Genomic DNA, 20,594 nt, shown 5'->3' with positions numbered 1-20,594 from the left:
CGCCCTCCCCTAGTACCGAGCGCGGAAGGTCACGCCGACCGTCCGCGGATCGCCGGGCGCGCCGTAGAGGGCGCCGGAGTTGCCGGTCTGGGCGCTGAGGTACTGGAAGTACTCCTCGTCCAGCAGGTTCTTGGACCAGACGAACAGCTCCCAGCCCTTGGCGGCGCGGAAGCCCGCGCGCAGGTTGACCAGGGTCAGGTCGCCGACCTCGGTGTAGGCCGACAGGCTGGCCGGGTTGCTGCGATAGCTGACCTCGCCGGCGAGGTAGCCCTCGCCCTCGATCCCGCCCAGCGACAGGGCCCGCTCGTAGTCGGCGCCCAGCGTGGCCGCCCATTTCGATACGCCCGGCAGGGCCTCGCCGCTGAGGTCGCAGGCGGCCGTGGCGCTGCCGATCTTCTCGATCGGGCAAGGACCGTTCCGGTAGGAGACGTACTCGGCGTCGGTGTAGGCGGCCGAGAGGTAGCCGCTGAAGCCGCCGATCCGGGCCAGTTGCGCGTCCAGCTCGACGCCCTGCGAGCGCACCTGCTCGACGTTGGCCAGGAACTGCTTGAGCGTGCCGCCGGCGCTGTCGACGATGTTGGCCTGGTAGTCATCGGTATCGGTCCGGAAGACCGCGACGTTGAAGGTCACCCGGCGGTCGAACAGCTGGCTCTTCAGGCCCAGCTCCCAGGCGGTGGTCTTCTCGGGCTCGATGACCGCGCTGTCCGGGATCGGATTGCCGGCCGCGTCCACGGGCAAACCGCCCAGGTTGATCCCGCCCGACTTGTAACCGCGCGCCCAGTTCACATAGACCAGCGCGTCCGGGGTCAGCTTGTAGGAGACGTTGATCTGGCCCGACAGGCTGCCGTCGGACAGCTCGGCGGTGTAGGCCTGCGGCCGGGCCAGCGCCAGCTTGTAGGCCAGCAGGGTCGGATTGGTCGTCGCCAGCCCGCCCGAGACCGTGGACCGGAACCGGGCGTCCTTGTCCTCATAGGTGTAGCGCAGCCCCGGCGTGATGCTCAGCTGATCGGTGGCGTGCCAGGTCAGCTGGCCGAAGGCGGCGTAGCTCTTGGTCGTCGACGCGGCGGTTCCGTCCGAGCGGTAGCCGTCGGTCAGGGCCCCGGGCAGCGCCGGGCTGAGCAGCCAATAGGTCGAGTTGCGCCCGAACACGCTGGTCAGCCGGGCGTCGATATCCTGCCAGTAGGCGTAAACGCCGGCGACATAGTCGATCGTGCGTTCGCCGTTGGACGCCACGCGCAGCTCCAGCGTGGCCTGCTCCTGCTCGTCGGCGTTTTCCGAACGCTCGATGATCGACAGGCGGGTGAAGTCTGCGTCGTTGGCCGGGTCCCAGTTCCAGAACCGCCAGCTGGCGATGCCGGTGACGGTGGCGCCGCCCAGGTCCCACTCGGCCGTGGCCGAGACCCCGCCCAGCTCCTGATTGGCCTGGGCCTTGTCGTTGATGTCGGTCCGGCGATCGAAGGGATTGCGGCTGGCGGGGCTGTACCCCAGGCCGGCGGCCAGGGCGGCGAACTGCGCGGCGGCCGGCTTCAGCGTCGGCGCGACGCCGGCGAAGACCAGCACGCAGCAGTCCGTGTCCTGCTTGTTGTAGTCGGCCGCCAGCCGCAGGTGGAACGCATCGCTCGGCTTCCACAGCAGTTGGCCGCGCAGGGCCAGGCTCTGCTGGTTGTTATAGTCCCGGCCGTTGACGACGTTGTGGACCAGGCCGTCGCGATAGGTCGTGGCGAACGAGACCCGCCCGGCCAGGGTCTCGCCCAGCGGCCCCGACAGCGAGCCCTTGGTCTGGAAGAAGCCCTTGTTCCCGGCGGTCAGCTCCAGCTGGGCCTCGGTCTCGAAGGTCGGCGCGCGGGTGATGATGTTCAGGGCGCCGGCGGTGGTGTTCTTGCCGAACAGCGTGCCCTGCGGCCCGCGGAGGATCTCGACCCGCTCGATGTCGGTCAGGTCGAATGTCGCGGCGGCCGGCCGGCTGTAATAGACGCCGTCGATGTAGAAGCCGACGCCGACCTCCAGGCCGTCGTTGGCCAGGCCGACGTTGTTGCCCAGGCCGCGGATGTTCACCGTGGTGTTGCGCGGGTTGAACGAGCCGAACTGCAGGCTCGGGGCCAGCTGGGTGATCTGCTGGACATTGTAGGCGCCGGCCGCCTCCAGCGCCTCGCCGCCGAAGACGGTCAGGGCGATCGGCACGTCCTGGGCGTTCTCCTCGCGGCGACGCGCGGTCACCACGACCTGATCGACCTCCGCGGCGTCGGCGAGCGCCGCTTCAGCGGCGACGTCGCTGGCCGCGCCGGTCGATGCGATCGTCTGAGCCCAGGACGGCGCCGCGCCGACCAGGGCGGCCGCGGCCGTCGAAAGAGTCAGGATTGTTTTTAGGTTTGCTACAGACACAGTCATCCCCGCGCCGCGCTCGGAGGGAGGCGGCAGACATTCGTTCTCGATGATGGAAAGGCCCGCCGCCTTATGATGCGGTCGGGCGGAACTTACGCCGGCGCTATCGCCGTCCGTCGGGCTGGCTACACATTCGACCTTGCTTCCTCTGCACTTCGTGACGTCGGGAGGTCGCGTGGGCCGGCCCGGCCCAAGCCGGCCCACGCTTCGCATCAACGGCGACGTGAAAGGGGAGGAACCCGCCGCCTGATCTAATGTCTACTGATGAAGTGGGGATTGAGTCTCGACAGAATTTCTGCGGTCGCTGTTCGCGCCGCTGGGAGGTCGAGAGGGAAAGGGGCGGCGCCTTCCATTCGCCGGAAGGCGCCGCCTAGGACCAGCCGCGGGACTGGGGGGGAGGGATCCCCGAGACCGGCCCTTGATGCGCCCCGTCCGGTTCAGCGCGGCGCAGGAAGACGATCGCCCCCCGCCGCGGCGGCAGTTGGGCCGGTTCGTTGCAATTCCGAGACGGAATGTTGCGACTTCAGGGCGATTGCGGCCGCGCGGAGGCGAAGGCCTTGCCGCCTCCCCGTCCCGCCCCTAGCGTTCGGCGTCGCGTAGGGTCGCGTTGTCTTGGGAGGGACGCCGTCATGAGCACTCGCTGGGTTTCACGCCGGGGGCTCGGCGCCCTGATGGGGGCGGGCGCGGTCGCCGCCGCCGGCGGCGCGCGGGCGGCGGACACGCCGGCGCCAACGCCCCGCCCCAAGGCCCCGAAGACCCCCTTCAGCACGACCGAGGCCTACGACGCCGCCAAGGTTCCCGCCTACAAGGGCCAGCACAAGGACGTCTACGCCTACATCGACGCCCACCAGGCCGAGCACCTGGAGAACCTGCGCCGCTGGGTGCGGCAGCGGTCGATCAGCGCCCAGAACGACGGCGTCCAGGAGATGGCCCGCCTGGTCGAGGCCGACCTGAAGGCGCTGGGCTTCCAGGAGACGGCGATCGTCCCCTCCTCCGGCCACCCGGGCGTCTGGGGCTATCTGGACCAGAAGGCCAAGAAGACCCTGGTCGTCTACATGATGTACGACGTCCAGCCGATCGAGCCGACGGGCTGGAGCGTCGACGCCTTCGCCGGGGAGCTGGTCGACGATCCGAAGCTCGGCCAGGTGCTGATGGCCCGCGGCGCGACCAACCAGAAGGGGCCCGAGCGCGCCTTCCTCAACGCCGTGGCCTCGATTCTGGCGGTGAAGAAGAAACTGCCGGTCAACCTGATGATCCTGGCCGAGGGCGAGGAGGAGCTGGGCTCGCCCCACTATCCGGAACTCATCGCCAAGTACGAGAGCCGCCTGAAGACCGCCGACGGCGTGTTCTTTCCGATGAACAGCCAGACCCCCGCCGGCCAGGTGACCATGCCGATGGGCGTGAAGGGCATCTGGTACATCGAACTGGAGACCCGCGGCGGCCCGCAGGGCGGCCCCAAGGAGGCCGAGGTCCACGGCTCCCACAAGTCGATCCTCGACAGCCCGGTCTGGCGCCTGGCCCACGCCCTGGCCAGCCTCACGACGCCGGACGGCAACACCTGCCTCGTGCCCGGCTTCTACGATCCGATCCGGCCGCCCAACCTGGAGGAGCAGAGGCTGGCCAACGGCGTCCTGCCGCAGTGGCTGGCCGACGAGGCGGCGCGCAAGGACGCGCTGAAGGTCGACCGCTGGATGGGCGGCATGACCGCCGAGGAGACCCTCTACGAGAACCTGTTCAACCCCAGCTTCAACATCGACGGCCTGGCCAGCGGCTACACCGGCGTCGGCGCCAAGACCATCCTGCCGCACAAGGCCGTGGCCAAGGTCGACGTGCGGATGGTGCCCAACCAGACCCCGGCTCAGCTGATGAAGCAGTTCCGATCCTACCTAGACGCCCAGGGCTTCGCCGATGTGAAGATCACTCAGCTCAGCGGCTATCCGGCGGCCCAGACCACGGTCGAGGCGCCGCTGGTCAAGGCGGCGATCGGGACCTTCAACAAGTACGGCGTCACCCCGACCGTCCTGCCGCGGCTGGCCGGCAGCGCGCCCTACTACGTCTTCACCGACACCCTGAAACTGCCGCTGGTCACCGCCGGCCTGGGCCACGGCTCGCGCCAGCACGCGCCGGACGAGTACATGGTGATCAGGCCCAAACCCGGCTCGAAGGTCGCCGGCCTGGCCGAGGCGGAGAAGTTCTACGTCGACCTGCTATACGCCCTGGCGGAGGCGTAGAACGAAGGCGTAGATCCATCACGCCGCGTGTCCCCGCGCAGGCGGGGACGATCGGATCAGCCCTCCTTCAGCGGCGGACGCCCAACGCCCTGGGCCGCGCCGGCGTCGCGCTGCTTCGCCTTGGCCCGCTGGAAGCCGTCGCGGGCCGACATCCGCTCCCAGTAGGCGCGGACCCGCGGCGGCCACTCGTCGGACAGGCCCAGGCTGCGCGACAGCAGCAGGGCGTAGGTCACCGAGATGTCCGCGCCGGTGAACCGGTCGGCGGCGTAGACCTCGCCCGCCTCCAGCACGGCCTCCAGCCCGGCGAGGCGGGCCAGGAACCACTTGGCGTAGTCGGCGGCGACCTGCGGCTGCCGACGCTCCTCCGGCTCCAGGTGCGCGTAGCGAAACACCAGGGTCTGCGGGAAGGTCAGCGTGGCTTCGCCGAAATAGAGGCCGTTGAGATAGGCGCCGTAACCGGGCTCGTCGGGCCGGACGGAGAGCCGCCCGTCGCCATGGCGGTTCGACAGGTACTCGATCATCGCCGAGGACTCGGTCATCCGCGTCTCGCCGTCGACCAGCAGCGGGATGGTGCCGAGCGGATTCTCCTCCAGATACTCCCGCGCCAGGAACCGCGGCGGGAACGGCAGCATCTTCAGCTCGTAGTCGAGTCCCAGCTCCTCGAGCGCCCAGAGGGGACGGAAGGAGCGCGCGTCCGCGCAGTGCCACAGCGTGATCATGGGCGGATGTATCGCGGGCGCCGTCGCGGAAGCAAAGGGCGGAAAACGAAAGCCCCCGGCCTGGAACAGACCGGGGGCTCACGCGCAGATCGCGAAATCTGCTTCACAGGGGCCGCGACCTCCCTCCGACAGTCGGACGCGGTTGACCGCCCAATGCCGGTTTTGCGGCGCCGCGTCATCCCGAGAAATCGCCCGAACCCCACGGAAACCAGCCACTTTGCTTCGAATTGCCCCGGAATGATGCTGCGGCGCCACAGGCTTGGGCAGAGACCGGTCGGGCGGATTTCCCCTGTCCCTACAGGATCTTCGCCGCCTCCTGCGCCCTGCCGCGCCACCCCGCCGGCGACGTGATGACTGTCGCTTTCCGGACGGTTCTCTGGCAGGAGGCCCGCCACTACCGCCGTCGTTCCGCCTAGAGTCGCCGTCGCTGTGTCCACCCCTCCCGCCAAGACTGCCCGCCGCGCGGATCTCGACTGGATCCGGGTCGGCGCGTTCGGCCTGCTGATCCTGTTCCACGTGGCGCTGGTCTATGCCCCCTGGGACTGGCACGTGCACAGCCGGCACACCTTCGCCTGGCTGGCCGAGGCGATCCTCGCCACCGGCCCCTGGCGGCTGACCCTGCTGTTCCTGGTCTCCGGCGCGGCGCTGCGCTTCATGGCCCGCCGGCTGACGCCCGGCGCCATGGCCAAGGCGCGGATGGAGCGGCTGCTGCCGCCGCTGCTGTTCGGCATCCTGTTCCTGGTGCCGCCCCAGGCCTGGCTGGAATCCGTCGACAAGGGCACCTGGGACCAGGGCCTGCTCGCCTGGTGGCTGCACCAGTTCAGCCCCGCCGAGATCCTGCGCGGCATCCCGGTGAACCACATCTGGTTCGTGCTTTACATCACCGTCTACACCTTCGCGGCGGCGGCGCTGATGTGTTTCCCCCGGGCGCTGGCCTGGTTCGAGGCCCTGATCGGCGGGCGGCTGCACGGCTGGAAGCTGATCTTCCTGCCGATCGTCTACCTGGCCCTCGCCCGCATCCTGCTGTTCCCCTGGTTCGGCCTGACCAACCACCTGCCGGTCGACTGGTACAACCACGCCATCTCGCTGGGCGCCTTCCTGTTCGGCTTCGCCATCGCCCTGAAGGACGAGGTCTGGGCCGACTTCGAGCGCTGGCGCGTCCCGGCCCTGATCATGGCGCTGGTCTCGCTGGCGCTGCTGATGTGGATGACCGCCCACCCCGGCGGCCGGGCCTTCTGGGCGATTCCCAAATACGTGGTCTACGCCGTCAACCAATGGACCGCGATCGCGGCCATCCTGGGCTACGGCAGCCGCTACCTGCGCAACACCGACGGCCCGGCCCTGCGCTATGTCACCGACGCGGTCTTCCCCTGCTACCTGGCCCACCAGACCATCCTGGTGATCGCCATCTTCGTGCTGAAGGGCCTGAACCAGCCGGCCTGGATCGAGGCGCCGTGGCTGGTCGGGATCACCCTGGGCGGCAGTCTGCTGACCTACGAGATCGTCCGCCGCCTGGGACCGATCCGGCCGCTGTGGGGCCTGCGCCGCCATCCCGCGAACCGGCCGCCGGCCCCGAAGTCGGACGCGTCGAGCGAACCGGCGCGCGTGGCATGACCCGCTTCCGCCGCCGACGCTGGATGCTGTGGATCGGCATGGCGGCGCCGGTGCTGGCCTGCGTCACCTTCGTCTCGGCGGCCCTGACCTTCCCCACCCTCAACCACGCCACCCAGTACATCAGCGAACTGGGCAGCGCCGCGGCCCCCATGCCGCAGCTGTTCAACGCGGGGATCCTGCTGTCGGGCGTGGCGGCGGCCTTCGCCGGCGCGGGTTTCGCCCTGACCCTGCTGGCGCTCGGCGGAGGCCGGGTCGCGGCCGGGGTGATCTTCGCCGCCTTCCTGCTCGGCGCGGCCGGCCTGATCCTGTCCACCGTCTGGCTCTACCCCGACCCGATGCACGCCATCATCAACCTGGGCCTGGGCATCCAGCTGGCGCCGATCTTCCTCATCTGGGGCCTGGCGCGGGTCCGGGGCTTCGGCCGCCTCAAGGTCTTCCTGGCCGTGGTGTTCGTGGCCATGCTCATCCTGACCGCGATCACCAACTACCACTTCATCCCGCTGTTCCCCGGCGTGGTGAACGCCGACAACGTCGGCCTGTGGGAGCGGGTCTACGCCTTCGTGCTGATCGGCTGGGTCGGCGTCGCCGCCTTCGTGCTCGAGCGGCGGCTGATCGCGGTCGCCGCCGGAGAGGGCGGATCGTCGCCGCCGACTCGCCCGGCGTGAACAACCGGCGTTCACGGGCGCGAAATCGACCGTGATCTGCCCGTTAGAGCCGCGATCACGGAACGATCACGGTTCAAATCGTGGCAGAAGTGCGATAAATCGCGCTTTCCACAAAGGAATTTGCGATCAGGGCTTGCGCGAGTGCGCCGCAGCATAACATAACTGTGATCACGTCGCCCCAGTCTCGCAGACCTGCGTGAGATCACGGCGCTTCACGAAAAACGGCGGCCTTCATGGACGGCACGAGCAACCTCGCGATCCAGTACGTCGACGACTACACGCCGTCGTACGCGCCGCCGAGCGCGCCTGAGCGCGAACACCTGCCCGCGCCCGCGCCGCTGGCCATGCCCAAGCAGTCGCTCGGCCCGGACGGCAAGATGTCCGAACGCACGCCCGAAGCGTCGCCGGCCGACATCGCGCGCCGCCGCCTGATCCTGTTCACCGCCACCTTCGCCCTGGCCGCCCTGGCCAGCTGGGTTCCGTTCCGCCTCTACGCCGACGACGGCTTCCTGCCGCTCGAGATCGTCGGCCTGGCCCTGTTCGAAGTCCTGATCCTGGCCATCTCCTGCTGGTTCTGCAGCGCCGTGGCCGGCCTGACCGTGCTGATCCGGCGCGGCGGCAAGGACGAGCTGAACTTCGCGGCGACGCCGCCGCGCCCGACCGTGCGCACCGCCCTGCTCATGCCGCTGTACAACGAGGACGCCCAGGCGTCCTTCGGCCGGCTGGCGCAGATCGAGGCCTCGCTGTCGCGCCTGGGCGTGACCCAGCACTTCGACCTGTTCGTGCTCAGCGACACCACCGACGAGCGCGTGGCCACGGCCGAGTGGAACGCCTTCCAGGCCTTCCGCCCGCAGTCGAACTGCCGCGTCTACTACCGCCGCCGGCGCGAGAACACCGAGCGCAAGGTCGGCAACCTGTCGGAATGGATCCGCCGCTTCGGCGCCGCCTACAGCCACATGATCGTCCTCGACGCCGACAGCACCATGTCGGGCGAGACCATCCTGCACATGGTCGACGCGATGGAGCGTCACCCGACCATCGGCTTGATCCAGACCACCCCGACCATCGTCAAGGCCCAGACCCTGTTCGGCCGCGCCTCGCAGTTCGGCGTGCGCCTCTATGGCCGCGTCGCCTCGGCGGGCCTGGCTTGGTGGTCGGGCTCGGAAGGCAGCTACTGGGGCCACAACGCCATCGTGCGCGTGCGCGCCTTCGCCGACTCCTGCGGCCTGCCGAGCCTGCCGGGCCGCAAGCCCTTCGGCGGCCACATCATGAGCCACGACGTGGTCGAGGCCGGCCTCCTGCGCCGCGCCGGCTGGGGCGTTCATGTGACCCCGACCCTGGGCGGCAGCCACGAAGAGACCCCGCCCTCGATCCTCGAGTTCATGAAGCGCGAGCGGCGCTGGTGCCAGGGCAACCTGCAGCACATCGCCCTGATCGGCGCGCCGGGCCTGCACTGGATGAGCCGCTTCCAGATGGCCGTCGGCCTGATGGCCTACCTGGCCTCGCCGCTGTGGCTGGCCTCGCTGGTCGTCGGCCTGATGATCCAGGTCGGCAACAAGCCGGACTGGGGGACCTGGTGGTACTTCCTGGTGCCCGAGTACAACCCGCTGATGTGGGCCACCGTACTGACCGTCGGCATGCTGCTGGGCCCCAAGCTGATGGGCTTCGGCCTGGCCTTCTTCCGCCCGGAAGAGCGCCGCGCCTTCGGCGGCGGCAAGGCCATGCTCAAGAGCATGGCCACCGAGATGGCGCTGTCGGCCCTGACCGCCCCGATCTACATGATCGGCAACACCCGGGCGGTGTTCCAGATCCTGCTCGGCAAGGACGCCGGCTGGGCGGCCCAGAACCGCGACGCCGACGGCCTGAGCCGCGAGGACGCCAAGACGAACTTCCGCAACGAGTTCTTCGCCGGCCTGTTCTTCACCGTCGCCCTGCTGCCGCGTCCCGACCTGCTGCTGTGGGTCTGGCCGATCGTCGTGCCGCTGCTGTTCGCGCCGCAGATCGCCGCCTGGACCTCGCAGCGCGAAGCCGGCCTCAAGGCGCGCGCCGCCGGCCTGCTGGCCACGCCCGAGGAACTGGCCGAGCAGCCGGAAGCCCCGGTCGGCGGCGAAGTGGTCGCCCTGCCCTCGCGCGCCGCCCGTCAGGCGCTGTTCGAAGCGGCGTAAGGTCGGCGACCACCGGCCAGTAACGCCAGTCGCTCTCCCCTTGGGAGAGCTGTCGCGGCGAAGCCGTGACTGAGTGGGAAGAACCGAGGCCGAACGGCTTCCCTCCGCGCTTCCCACTCCGCCCCCGCTCCGCCCTACGGGCTTCGCAGGGCCACCTCTCCCAAGGAGAGAGGGACGGGTAGCGCGGAGGCCTGATCTCCCAGAGTGGTCTTTCATAAGACCCGGTGAGGGTGGAGAGCGGACGCTCTGTGTGCTTGCCTGACTCAGCCTGAATGAGGAGTTGGTCTTGAGACTAGAGGTGGAGCGCAGATCACCGGTGGAGCAGCCGACCGAGAAGCAGGTTCGGTCTGCAATCCTGAAGCTCCGGAGCTATGGACCCCATTCTTATGCGTCACTAACCGACGAGCACGGCTCATATCTTCAGGTGGCAGGCGGCGGAGTAACTTGCCTTCTAGAGCGACACGACGCTTCCACCGGAAAGCATTTTAGAGCTTTTCACGGCAAGCCGAGTTCGGTCTTCGCTGACGGTACTGCGTTGGTCTTCAGCGGCGGGGCAGTCCGACTCCGCTCCGACGAGTGGTTTTCCTCCGCTGTGGTGGCGGAAGCATTCTCCGCTTTCACTTGCGGCTCTCCCCTACCTGAAGGGATCAGTTGGCGTGACGTCACAGAGTCGCTTGACGCGAAAGCCCGCTAAGGGTCGAAGGCGGACTCCCACTTCCGACGCCGTGACCGGGACCTCAAGGCCGACGACGGCCAGGGCGGTCGCTGACACGAGCATCGAAGCCGCAACGAATAAGGCCCGCGAGCGTCTCGCGGGCCTTTCTCTTGTCCAATGCTTAGAGCGTCGGCGCCTATTCGGCCGCCACCGCCGCCTGGCCGCTGAGGCGCTGGGTCAGCGCCTCGTGCTGGCTCCACAGGGCCTTGGGCAGGCGATCGCCGAACTTGCCGTAGAAGGCCGGGATCAGCGAGGCTTCCTCGGTCCAGACGTCGCGGTCGACGGTCAGGAGCAGATCCAGCTGAGCCTCCTTCAGGTCCAGGCCCGAGACGTCCAGGGCGCCGGCGGCCGGCAGGCGGCCGATGGCGGTGTCGACGGCGTCGGCCTCGCCTTCCAGGCGTTCGAAGATCCACTTCAGGACACGGGCGTTCTCGCCGTAGCCCGGCCAGACGAACTTGCCGGCCTCGTCCTTGCGGAACCAGTTGACCATGAAGATCTTCGGCAGCTTGTCCGCATCCGCCTTGGCGCCGACCTCCAGCCAGTGGTTGAAGTAGTCGCCCATGTTGTAGCCGCAGAAGGGCAGCATCGCGAACGGGTCGCGGCGCAGTTCGCCGACCTTGTTCTCGGCCGCGGCGGTGCCTTCCGAGGCGACCGTCGAGCCCATGAACACGCCGTGAGCCCAGTCGAAGGCCTCGGTGACCAGCGGCACGGCGCTGGCGCGACGGCCGCCGAACAGGATGGCGCTGATCGGCACGCCGGCCGGGTCGTTCCACTCGCCGGCGATGACCGGGCATTGGGCCGCGGCGACCGTGAAGCGCGCGTTCGGATGGGCGGCGGGCTCGGCGCTCTCCGGCGTCCAGGCGTTGCCGCGCCAGTCGGTCAGCTTGGCCGGCTTGTCGTCGGTCAGGCCTTCCCACCAGACGTCGCCGTCCTCGGTCAGCGCCACGTTGGTGAAGACGGTGTCGTGGTTCAGCGCCTCGACCGCGTTCTTGTTGGTGGCCATGCCGGTGCCCGGCGCCACGCCGAAGAAGCCCGCTTCCGGGTTGATCGCGTACAGGCGGCCGTCGTCGCCGAAGCGCATCCAGCAGATGTCGTCGCCGACGGTCTCGGCCTTCCAGCCGTCGATGGTCGGCTGCAGCATGGCCAGGTTGGTCTTGCCGCAGGCGCTCGGGAAGGCGGCCGCGACGTAGCGGACCGCGCCCTTCGGCGAGGTCAGCTTTAGGATCAGCATGTGTTCGGCGAACCAGCCCTCGTCGCGGGCCATGACCGAGGCGATGCGCAGGGCGTAGCACTTCTTGCCGAGCAGGGCGTTGCCGCCGTAGCCCGAGCCGTACGACCAGATCTCGCGGGTTTCGGGATAGTGGACGATCCACTTGTCGTCGTTGCAGGGCCAGGGCACGTCGGCCTGGCCCTCGGCCAGCGGCGCGCCCAGGGTGTGCACGGCCGGAACGAAGAACCCGTGCTCGCCCAGCATGTCCAGCGCGCCCTTGCCCATGCGGGTCATCACCCGCATCGAGATGGCGACGTAGGCGCTGTCGGTGATCTCCACGCCCAGGGCGCTGATCGGCGAGTTGAGCGGACCCATGCAGAACGGCACGACATACATCGTGCGGCCGCGCATGCAGCCGTCGAACAGGCCGGCCAGGCGCTCGCGCATCTCGACCGGGTCGGACCAGTTGTTGGTCGGGCCGGCGTCGATCTCATTCTCGGAACAGATGAAGGTGCGGCTCTCGACCCGGGCGACGTCGCGCGGGTCGGAGGCGGCGTAAAAGCTGTTGGGACGCTTGGCCGGGTTCAGGCGCTTGAGGGTGCCCGCCTCGACCAGCCGGGTCGTCAGGGCGTCCCACTCCGCGTCGGAGCCGTCGCACCAGTGGACGCGATCGGGCTTGGTCAGCGCGGCGATCTCTTTCACCCAGGCGATAAGGCCGGCGTGTTTGGTCGGAGCCTGGTCGAGGCCCAGAATCGTGGTTTCGCCCATGACTGGACGCCCTCCTATAAAATGGGCGTCTTCGATCCGTCCGTCTTCGCGGCTCTAGGTCGACGCCTTGCGCGGGGTCCTGCCTAGCCGAGCGCGCAGGTTCGGGGCAAGTCTTAACGGCGCCCCGACGCTCTCCGGACGCTGACGTTCTGTTACAGAACCTTAGTTGAAAGCCCCGCTTCTCAAGCTCCTGCGCCCGATCGACGGCCGCGAAGAAGTGTTGCGCTTCGCCGCCGAGTTGTTAACCCTTTCGCTGGGGAAACCGAACGTGCGGGGGCGCGATGCGGGGGCGGACATTGCTGGGCGTAGCCGTCCTGGGCGGCGCCTGCCTATTCTCGGCGACCGGCTGGGGCGACGATGTGGACGGCGTGCCGTCGACGGCCTTCCTGGCCGGCGCGCCCACGCACGACGATCCCGACGCCTTGGTCCACACCGGCCGCTGGGCCGAGAATCTCGAAACGCCGCCGCTCGCGGGCGGGCCGCCGATATCGCCGCCGATCGAGACCCTCGCCGCGGCGACGCCTTCGCCCCAACCATCCATCGAACGCCGCGCCCTGGCGTCGACGCCGCCGGGCGACCTCCGCCGCGCCGCGTTCCAACCGACACGCCCGGCGCCGACCGCCCGCCTGGAGATGCGCACGGACGCCGAGGCGATCCCCGCCCTGCCCCTGGCCGCGCCCCCTGCGGAGCGCGGCTTCGACGCCCGCCGGCTGTTGCTGCGCATCGGCCCGCCGCCACAGGACCGGGGCAAGGGGCGCTGGTTCGTCTTCGCCGCCGGCTCCGGCGAGGCGTTCGGCCTCAACCTGATCCGTGATCCGATCCAGGGCTGGCGTCGTGGCGGCTGGTCGGTGGAGCGGCTGGCCGAGTACGGCAAGGCCCAGGTCGGCCTCGGCTGGCGACAGGGCGACCGGCAGGTGGCGCTGAGCGTCGCGCGGCGGGAGACCGGCGCCTATGGGATCTCGCGCGAGGACACCGTCGTCGGGGTGAACTTCACCATCAGCGGCCAGCCGCCGCAGAAGGTCCGGTTTGAACAGAGGCTGCCTCGGCGCTAACAGGGGAGCGTGTCCGAGGAACCGACAGAGCGGCCGGCGCCCGTCGCCGAGCCGAGCGAGGCTGCGCCGCCGCCCGCCCAGACCGTTCCCCGCATCGCCTATCTCGCCGTCGCCAGCGCCCTGTTCATGGAGTTCATCGACTCCACGGCCCTGTCGACCGCCCTGCCGACCCTGGCCAAGGCCTTCGACGCCGACCCGGTCCATCTGAAGCTGGCCCTGACCTCCTACATCCTGGCGCTGGCCATCTTCATCCCGATCAGCGGCTGGGCGGCCGAGCGGTTCGAGCCGCGGCGCGTGTTCCTGACCGCCATGGGCGTCTTCCTGCTCGGCTCGGCCCTGTGCGGCTTCTCCAGCAATCTCGGCGAACTGGTCGGGGCGCGGATCGTCCAGGGGATCGGCGGGGCGATGATGACCCCCGTAGCGCGGCTGATCGTGGTCGGCTCGGCCCCGCGCGAGGACCTGATCCGGGCCATGGGCTGGTTCACCATGCCGGCGCTGGTCGGGCCCCTGGTCGGACCGCCGCTGGCCGGGTTCGTGCTGTCGGTCGCCGACTGGCCGTGGATCTTCTTCATCAACCTGCCGATCGGGCTGCTGGGCATGATCGCGGTGATCCGGCTGGTGCCGCGCATTCCCGCCGTCGATCCCGGCCCGTTCGACATCGGCGGCTTCCTGCTGTCGGCGGCGGCGATCACCGGCATCGTGGTTGTCGCCGAGACCGCCGGATTGAGCCTGCTGCCGCTTCCGCTCGCCGCCGGCGTCGTCCTGGCCGCCCTGGCCTGCGGCTGGGCCTATGTGCGCCTCGCCCGCCGAACGCCGCGGCCGATCCTGAACCTCGACCTGCTGCGCTATCCCACCTTCCGGGCCAGCCTGCTGGGCGGGACCCTGGTCCGGCTGGGCATCGGGGCCAGCCCGTTCCTGATGCCGCTGCTGCTGCAGGTCGGGCTGGGCTGGTCTCCGCTGCAGGCGGGGTGGGTGACCCTGGCCGGCGGGCTGGGCGTCTTCGTCGCCCGCCCGTTCGCCGCGCCGCTGCTCAAGCGCTGGGGCTTTCGGCTGGTGCTGTTGCTGTTCGTAACCCTGACCGCGCTGCTCACGGCCGCGCCGGGCTTCTTCAACGCCGACACGCCGGTGTGGCTGATCATGGCTCTGCTGGCCGGGGCCGGCTTCGCCCGCTCGAGCCAGTTCATCGCCGCCAACACCATCGCCTACGCCGACGTGCCCCAGGACCAGATCGCCCAGGCCTCGACCCTGTCGGCGGTGACCCAACAGATCGGCCTGGCCATGGGGGTCAGCTTCGGCGGGCTGATGCTGCATCTGGCCCGAGGCTCGGGCGGTCAGCTGACGGCCGACCGCTTCACCCTGCCCTACATCGCCGTGGGCGCGACGACCTTGCTGGCGGTCCTGGTCTACTGGCGGCTGGACAAGGACGCCGGCGCGGCGATCAGCGGCAGCAAGCGCGCCTGACGCGGGGACATGCTCCCGGAGGGTGCGTGTCCCCGTAATCTCGCAGATCGGGGACACGCACCGGCTGCGCCGGAGCATGTCCCCTCGGGGCCTAGGCCGCGGCCTTCACGCGGGTGGCGTCGGCGATGCGGGCCTTGGCCATCTCGTCGGCGACCTCGTGGGTCGGGCGCTTCTCGGCGGCCGAGCGGTCGAGGACCTCGGCCAGGGTCAGGGCGAGGCGGTCGAGCTTGGCGTTCACCCAGTCGGCGTCGAAGGCGGTTCCGTTCTCGATGCCGATGATCTCGGCCGCGACGTTGATGATGCCGCCGCCGTTGATCACATAGTCGGGGGCGTAGAGCAGGCCCTTGTCGAACAGCAGGCGGCCGACTTCCGGCGTGGCCAGCTGGTTGTTGGCGGCGCCGGCGATGACGCGGCCCTTCAGGCGCGACAGGCTCTGCAGGTTGACCGCACCGCCCAGGGCGCAGGGGGCGAAGACCTCGGCCTCGACGTCGAAGATGGCGTCCGGGGCGACGATCTGGGCCCCGGTCTTGGCGGCCACGGCGGCCAGGGCCTGTTCGTTGACGTCGGTGATCACCAGCTTGGCGCCGGCGGCGTGCAGCTTCTCGGCCAGGTAGGCGCCGACATGGCCGACGCCCTGGATGGCGACGGTGACGCCGGTCAGGTCGCGGTCGTAGGCGCGCTCGACGCACAGGCGGACGCCGCGGAACACGCCCTCGGCGGTCACCGGGCTCGGATCGCCAGAGGCGGCCGGGTGGCCTTCCAGGCCGGCGACGTACTTGGTGACGCGGCTGGCGTGGGCCAGGTCGCCCGGCGAGACGCCGACGTCCTCGGCCGTCCAGTACTGGCCGCCAAGGCCGTCGACCGCGCGGCCGAAGGCTTCGAACAGGGCCGGCGTCTTGTCGGTGCGCGAATTGCCGATGATCACCGACTTGCCGCCGCCGAGCGGCAGATCGGCCATGGCGTTCTTGTAGGACATCCCCTGCGACAGCCGCAGGGCGTCGGTCAGGGCCTGTTCGGCGCTGGCGTAGGGCCACATGCGGCAGCCGCCGGCGGCCGGGCCGCGGGCGGTCGAGTGAACGGCGATAATGGTCTTCAGGCCGGACTTTTCGTCGAAGACGGCGTGTACGCCTTCGTGGTTCGCGAAGTCGGGAGAATCGAACAGGGTCATGCCGTGAACTTTGCCGTTTAGGGGAAGGAACGTGCGCGGCGGGATGTACGCCCGCGCGCGCCGTCGAACAAGCCTCAAACCGCGGGTCTGCGTCGCGCCGCCGGCGCGGTCGGGATGGTCGGGGGATCGGAGGGGAAGGCCGCGGCCGGATCCAGGATCCAGCTCTGGAGGTCGCCGATCACCCGGTCGCGTTGCTTGTCGCGGCTGAGCAGGTGCCAGCCGTCGGCGTAGTAGGCCGAGCGATCGGAGGGCTTCAGCCGGCGCGCGGACTCGAAGGTCGGCTCCTGGGGGATGATCTCGTCGCGCGCGCCGTAGAAATAGGCCGTCGGAACGGCCAGTCGCCCCACCCCCGCCCAGGCCATCTCCATCAGGTCGACCAGGCCGTAAAGGGTGTCGTTGCGCGCGCCCCAGATCATCAGCCGGTCGCGGCCCATGGCGATCAGCTCGTCATAGTTGTCGGTCGGCTGGACGCGGTCGGTGATCCAGCGCGGCGGCTTGAGCACCGTACTGCCGGCGACATGGGCGGTGAACCAGAGGGCGGTCTTGTAGGGCAGCGGCTGGCTGGACCAGCCCCAGACCGCCGGCGCCATCAGGGCCAGGCGATGGGCGTCCGGCGGACGCTGCGAGGCGAAGGCGACGATCGCCGCCGCCCCGCCCATGCTCTCGCCGATCACCGTCACCGGCAGGTCCGGGTGCAGCCTGCGGACCACGTCGACGCAGATGCGCAGGTCCTCGGTCATCAGGGCCTCGCCGCCCCAGACCCCGCGCTGAGGCGAGCGGCCGAAGCCGCGCTGATCGAAGGCGTAGGTGGTGACCCCGGCCCGCGCCCAGACCGGCGCCGCGAAATGGAAGGCGTTGGCGTAGTCGTTCATGCCGTGCAGCGCGACGACGACGGCCTTCGCCTGGCCCTCGGCCTTCCAGGTCGTCAGGCCGAGATGGGCGCCGTCGAAGCTGACGAAGACGTCGTCCTCGAACCTGGGCCCCCTGAACTCAGGTCCCGGCAGGCCGGCCAGCTGGACGGTGGGGGCGCAGGCCGACAGCCCGGCCGCGCCGGCGGAGATGAGGAGCGCGCGGCGGTTCATGCCGCCACCATGCCCGCGACCCTGTGGCGGAGGAAAGGCGCCGCCTCGTCCTCGAACCAAGGATTCCGCTTCAACCAGCCGGTGTTGCGCCAGGACGGGTGCGGCAGGACCAGGACGCCCTCATCCAGATACTCCCGCCAGGCTCTTACGGTTTCGGTCATGGTCGCCTTCATCCGCCGGCCCAGCGCCCAGGCCTGGGCGTAACCCCCGACCAGCAGGGTCAGTTCAACCGCTTTCAGCTCCGCCAGCAGCGGCGCCCGCCAGAGCTCGGCGCAGCGGCGCGGCGGCGGATAGTCGCCGCCCTTGGGGTCCGTGCCCGGGAAGCAAAAGGCCATGGCCGCCACCCCGATCGCCGGGTGGCCGTAGAAGGTCGCCCGGTCGACGCCCATCCAGTCGCGCAGGCGGTCGCCCGAGGCGTCATCGAACGGCAGGCCGCTCTCGTGCACCCGCCGCCCCGGCGCCTGGCCGGCGATCAGCAGCCGCGTCCCCGCCGCGACCCGCACCACGGGCCGCGGCGCATGAGGAAAATCCCCGGCGCAGGCCCGGCAGGCGCGAATGTCGGCGAGGACGGCGTCGAGGCTCATCGGCGGGATACACCCCCGCTCCGCCATCCTCGCGCTCGTCGCGAGGACCCATGCGTGGCGCGAAACAAGAAGAAGCGCTGAGACGCCGCGCCGTTCCTGGACGGTCCGTGTTCATGGGTCGCCGGAACAGGTCCGACGATGACGGATAGAGGTTGCAACTCTACCGGTTCAGCAGCCGCGTCTCGCCCTCGACCATGCGGGCGAAGGACGGGCGGTCGAGCACGGCGTCGGCCCAGGCCTTGGTCTTCGGCCATTTCGACAGGTCGAAGTTCAGGTGGCGCAGATTGGCGAAGGGGCTGGCCACCGCCAGGTCCGCCAGGGTCAGGCCGTCGCCGACCAGATGGCCGCCCGGCGCCGGAACCACGCGCTCGAGGTAGTCGAGGATCGGCGGCATTTCCTTCCGCTCGGCGGCGTCGGCCACCCCCGCATCGCCCTCCCGCCCCATGAACATCGGCACGACGATGCGGTTGAAGAACATCTTGCCGGCGGCCCCGACCAGAATGGTGTCGGCGAACTCCTCGAACCAGACGGTGCGGGCGCGGGCCTTGGCCTCGGCCGGGATCAGCGCCGGCTCCGGCTTGATCGCCTCGAAATAGGCGATGATGGCGCTGGAGTCCGAGATGCAGAAGTCGCCGTCCCGGAACCCCGGAATCTTGCCGAACGGACTGCACTCCTGGAAGTCGGGATCGGGAACGCCCGGCCGCGGCACGCGGTGCTCGACCTCGATTCCCTTCTCGGCGGCGGCCGCCAGGGTTTTGCGAACGAACGGGGAGAGCGTGGCGCCGTAGACGATCATGAGTCCGTTTCCTTTGAGGACCAACCTACGGCAGCTTTAGCCGATACACGCCCTTGAAGCTATCGGGATCGGCGGGCTTGCCGTGGCGGGTGATCACCAGCTTGCCCTGGCGCGCCAGGCCGACGGCGGTGGCCCGCACCTGGGGCAGGATCCGCTGCCAGCGCTCGGGCTGCAGCTGCTTGGCGACCTCGGCGGGATCGATGCTCTTGCCGGCCGGCGTCTTGGCCAGCAGGTCGAGGATGGCGTCTTCGATGGGCGAGGTGGTCAACGGGCGTACTCCACGGGAATCCCGAATTCATGCTCCGACCAGCGGCGCTCGGTGGTCAGGACAGGCAGGCGGCGCTCACGCGCCAGAGCGAGACAGAGCCGGTCGCCGAGCGACAGGCCTAGATGAGAGGTCAATGGCCGAAGTGTCGCCGCATCGACGGCTTGGGCGGCGGTGACGGGCGCGATCTCGACCCCGGCTTCGCGGAGCAGCGCGTCGAAGTCGGCGGGCCGTTCTCCACGATGGGCGACAACGCTCAGGGCCTCGGTCAAGTTGACGATCGACATCACCGCACCGGGCAGTCGCCGAGCGATCTCGTCAGCCTTCGGTTCATTGTAGATCACAGCCAGAACGGCGGAAGCGTCGAGGACGATCACTCCTCGCCCCAATCCTTGAGGCGATTAGCGAGGAATTCATCGACCACGCCCTTGGCCGCCTCTGGGCCGCCGACGGCTGCTATCGCGCGCGCCTGCAAGGCCCGCAGGCGCTCCCAGTCGATGTCCTGGGCGGGTGCGGCGTCCAGCGTCTCGATCAGCAGGCGCGCCTCGGCCTCCATCGACCGCCGGTTCTCGGCGGCGCGGCGACGCAGGGCGTCGTGGGCGCTCTCGGAAATGTTGCGGATGGTCAGAGTCGGCATGCTGTCATTGTAAGCAATGCTAGCATTGCATTCAAATCGTTTCACTTGAGCCCGCATGACCTTGGCACTACGTCCGAGGCCACACAGGGAGACTGGCATGGACGGCGGCAACGAGGCCCCCAATGGGCCGAGACTGATTACGGAAGGCGAATGGGCGGGCTGGCGCTTCTGGGGCGACAGCGACCCGTTCGAGGCGCAGTCCGGCCCTTACTACTTCCGCGAGGAAGAGGACGGCTCGATCCGTTGCGCCTTCCGGGCCGAAAAGAAACACATGAACGGCGGCGGCTTCATGCACGGCGGCTGCATGATGACCTTCGCCGACTTCGCCCTGTTCGCCCTGGCCTGGCGCGAGTTGGAGAACACCCACGCCGTGACCGTCAGCCTCGGCGGCGAGTACGTCGGCCCGGCCCACGAGGGCGACCTGGTCGAATGCACCGGCGAGGTGGTGAAGTCCGGCAAGTCGATGGTCTTCGTGCGCGGCCTGATCTCCACCGGCGGCGAGCCGATGATGACCTTCTCCGGCGTCATCAAGAAGGTCGCGCGGAGGCTCTGACAGTGGCGCTCGAACCGGCTGCGCCGCAGGACATCCCGGCGATCATGGCGATCGAGCGCCTGCCCGGCTACGACGTCTTCATCGGGGCCTTCGAGGCGGAGGAGCACGCCCGCCACATGGCGTCCAGCGACGCCCGCTACCTGGTCTGGCGCGAGCACGGCGAGGTGCTGGCCTTCGCCATCCTGATGAAGCTGGACAACCCGCACGGCGTCGTCCTGCTGAAGCGGCTGGGCGCGGTTCACGCCGGCGAGGGCCTCGGCCGTCGGCTGGTTCCGGCCATCGTCGACCATGTGTTCGAGACCACCGGCTGCAATCGGCTGGAGCTGGGCGTCTCCGAGGAGAATCCGCGCGCCCAGCACGTCTACCGCCGCGAGGGCTTCGTCCACGAAGGTACGTTGCGCGAGGTGCATCGCCACCCCGACCGCTACGTCTCGTCGCTGCTGTTCTCGATGCTGCGCCGCGAGTGGGAAGCCCTCCCCCGCCGCCGGGCCGGCTGAGGCCCTGACGCTCGCCGAACAAAGATCGGC

At 69.5% G+C, this 20,594-nt stretch carries 18 protein-coding genes; 8 read left to right on the top strand and 10 right to left on the bottom strand.

The window, feature by feature from the left end:
• Positions 1-9 precede the first annotated feature (9 nt).
• Positions 10-2,382 (bottom strand): TonB-dependent receptor, encoded by a 2,373-nt coding sequence (locus CSW64_RS08005; RefSeq protein ID WP_172448498.1) that lies wholly within the window; start codon positions 2,380-2,382, stop codon positions 10-12.
• 629 nt (positions 2,383-3,011) lie between these two features.
• Between CSW64_RS08005 and CSW64_RS08000 the strand changes: the two genes are divergently transcribed.
• Positions 3,012-4,613 carry a M20/M25/M40 family metallo-hydrolase gene (locus CSW64_RS08000; protein ID WP_216361256.1) on the top strand — a complete coding sequence of 534 codons (1,602 nt, stop codon included), beginning with the start codon at positions 3,012-3,014 and terminating at the stop codon, positions 4,611-4,613.
• A 56-nt stretch (positions 4,614-4,669) separates the two neighbouring features.
• Here CSW64_RS08000 and CSW64_RS07995 read toward each other — a convergent pair whose 3' ends face one another.
• Positions 4,670-5,332: a glutathione S-transferase family protein gene (locus tag CSW64_RS07995; protein ID WP_099621614.1), complete on the bottom strand. Its 663-nt coding sequence runs from the start codon at positions 5,330-5,332 to the stop codon at positions 4,670-4,672.
• 429 nt (positions 5,333-5,761) lie between these two features.
• Here CSW64_RS07995 and CSW64_RS21975 point away from each other — a divergent pair, with 429 nt between their 5' ends.
• From CSW64_RS21975 to mdoH, 3 genes are all read left to right on the top strand, one after another.
• On the top strand, positions 5,762-6,946 hold the full coding sequence (locus CSW64_RS21975; protein WP_172448497.1) for an acyltransferase family protein: 1,185 nt from the start codon (positions 5,762-5,764) through the stop codon (positions 6,944-6,946).
• Positions 6,943-7,611, top strand: coding sequence for a DUF998 domain-containing protein (locus tag CSW64_RS07990; protein ID WP_172448496.1), 669 nt, complete (start codon positions 6,943-6,945; stop codon positions 7,609-7,611). Before CSW64_RS21975 ends, CSW64_RS07990 begins: the two co-directional genes overlap by 4 nt.
• A 233-nt stretch (positions 7,612-7,844) precedes the next feature.
• Complete coding sequence (gene mdoH, locus CSW64_RS07985; protein ID WP_099621612.1) at positions 7,845-9,776, top strand: glucans biosynthesis glucosyltransferase MdoH; 1,932 nt, start codon at positions 7,845-7,847, stop codon at positions 9,774-9,776.
• An 851-nt stretch (positions 9,777-10,627) separates the two neighbouring features.
• On the opposite strand, the gene CSW64_RS07975 is transcribed toward mdoH, so the two are convergent.
• Positions 10,628-12,469: a phosphoenolpyruvate carboxykinase (GTP) gene (locus CSW64_RS07975; protein WP_099621610.1), complete on the bottom strand. Its 1,842-nt coding sequence runs from the start codon at positions 12,467-12,469 to the stop codon at positions 10,628-10,630.
• Positions 12,470-12,765: 296 nt separating this feature from the next.
• Between CSW64_RS07975 and CSW64_RS07970 the strand changes: the two genes are divergently transcribed.
• Both CSW64_RS07970 and CSW64_RS07965 read left to right on the top strand, forming a co-directional pair.
• Complete coding sequence (locus tag CSW64_RS07970; RefSeq protein ID WP_099621609.1) at positions 12,766-13,521, top strand: hypothetical protein; 756 nt, start codon at positions 12,766-12,768, stop codon at positions 13,519-13,521.
• Positions 13,522-13,530: 9 nt separating this feature from the next.
• Positions 13,531-14,982, top strand: coding sequence for an MDR family MFS transporter (locus CSW64_RS07965; protein WP_245863862.1), 1,452 nt, complete (start codon positions 13,531-13,533; stop codon positions 14,980-14,982).
• A gap of 91 nt (positions 14,983-15,073) precedes the next feature.
• On the opposite strand, the gene CSW64_RS07960 is transcribed toward CSW64_RS07965, so the two are convergent.
• From CSW64_RS07960 to CSW64_RS07930, 7 genes are all read right to left on the bottom strand, one after another.
• A complete protein-coding gene (locus CSW64_RS07960) occupies positions 15,074-16,150 on the bottom strand; it encodes a Glu/Leu/Phe/Val family dehydrogenase (RefSeq protein ID WP_099621608.1) in 1,077 nt (358 codons plus the stop codon).
• A gap of 74 nt (positions 16,151-16,224) precedes the next feature.
• The gene (locus CSW64_RS07955; RefSeq protein WP_099621607.1) at positions 16,225-17,232 is read right to left on the bottom strand and encodes an alpha/beta fold hydrolase; all 1,008 of its coding nucleotides are present in this window, start codon (positions 17,230-17,232) and stop codon (positions 16,225-16,227) included.
• Positions 17,229-17,816 carry a uracil-DNA glycosylase family protein gene (locus tag CSW64_RS07950; RefSeq protein ID WP_099621606.1) on the bottom strand — a complete coding sequence of 196 codons (588 nt, stop codon included), beginning with the start codon at positions 17,814-17,816 and terminating at the stop codon, positions 17,229-17,231. Before CSW64_RS07950 ends, CSW64_RS07955 begins: the two co-directional genes overlap by 4 nt.
• A 160-nt stretch (positions 17,817-17,976) precedes the next feature.
• Positions 17,977-18,612 (bottom strand): glutathione S-transferase family protein, encoded by a 636-nt coding sequence (locus tag CSW64_RS07945; protein WP_099621605.1) that lies wholly within the window; start codon positions 18,610-18,612, stop codon positions 17,977-17,979.
• Positions 18,613-18,637: 25 nt separating this feature from the next.
• The gene (locus CSW64_RS07940; RefSeq protein ID WP_099621604.1) at positions 18,638-18,880 is read right to left on the bottom strand and encodes a DUF3253 domain-containing protein; all 243 of its coding nucleotides are present in this window, start codon (positions 18,878-18,880) and stop codon (positions 18,638-18,640) included.
• Positions 18,877-19,254: a type II toxin-antitoxin system VapC family toxin gene (locus CSW64_RS07935; protein ID WP_216361255.1), complete on the bottom strand. Its 378-nt coding sequence runs from the start codon at positions 19,252-19,254 to the stop codon at positions 18,877-18,879. The genes CSW64_RS07940 and CSW64_RS07935 overlap by 4 nt, the downstream gene beginning before the upstream one ends.
• Positions 19,251-19,514, bottom strand: a complete 264-nt coding sequence (locus CSW64_RS07930; RefSeq protein WP_099621603.1) for a FitA-like ribbon-helix-helix domain-containing protein — start codon at positions 19,512-19,514, stop codon at positions 19,251-19,253. Before CSW64_RS07930 ends, CSW64_RS07935 begins: the two co-directional genes overlap by 4 nt.
• 97 nt (positions 19,515-19,611) lie before the next feature.
• Here CSW64_RS07930 and CSW64_RS07925 point away from each other — a divergent pair, with 97 nt between their 5' ends.
• Both CSW64_RS07925 and CSW64_RS07920 read left to right on the top strand, forming a co-directional pair.
• On the top strand, positions 19,612-20,067 hold the full coding sequence (locus tag CSW64_RS07925) for a PaaI family thioesterase (protein WP_099621602.1): 456 nt from the start codon (positions 19,612-19,614) through the stop codon (positions 20,065-20,067).
• 2 nt (positions 20,068-20,069) lie between these two features.
• Positions 20,070-20,564, top strand: coding sequence for a GNAT family N-acetyltransferase (locus tag CSW64_RS07920; RefSeq protein WP_099621601.1), 495 nt, complete (start codon positions 20,070-20,072; stop codon positions 20,562-20,564).
• Positions 20,565-20,594 lie beyond the last annotated feature (30 nt).

The organism is Caulobacter mirabilis, assembly GCF_002749615.1.
In the GTDB taxonomy this organism is placed as follows: domain Bacteria; phylum Pseudomonadota; class Alphaproteobacteria; order Caulobacterales; family Caulobacteraceae; genus Caulobacter; species Caulobacter mirabilis.
Note: the sequence above shows the minus strand (reverse complement) of the source record. Positions and strands in the feature narration are given on the sequence as shown.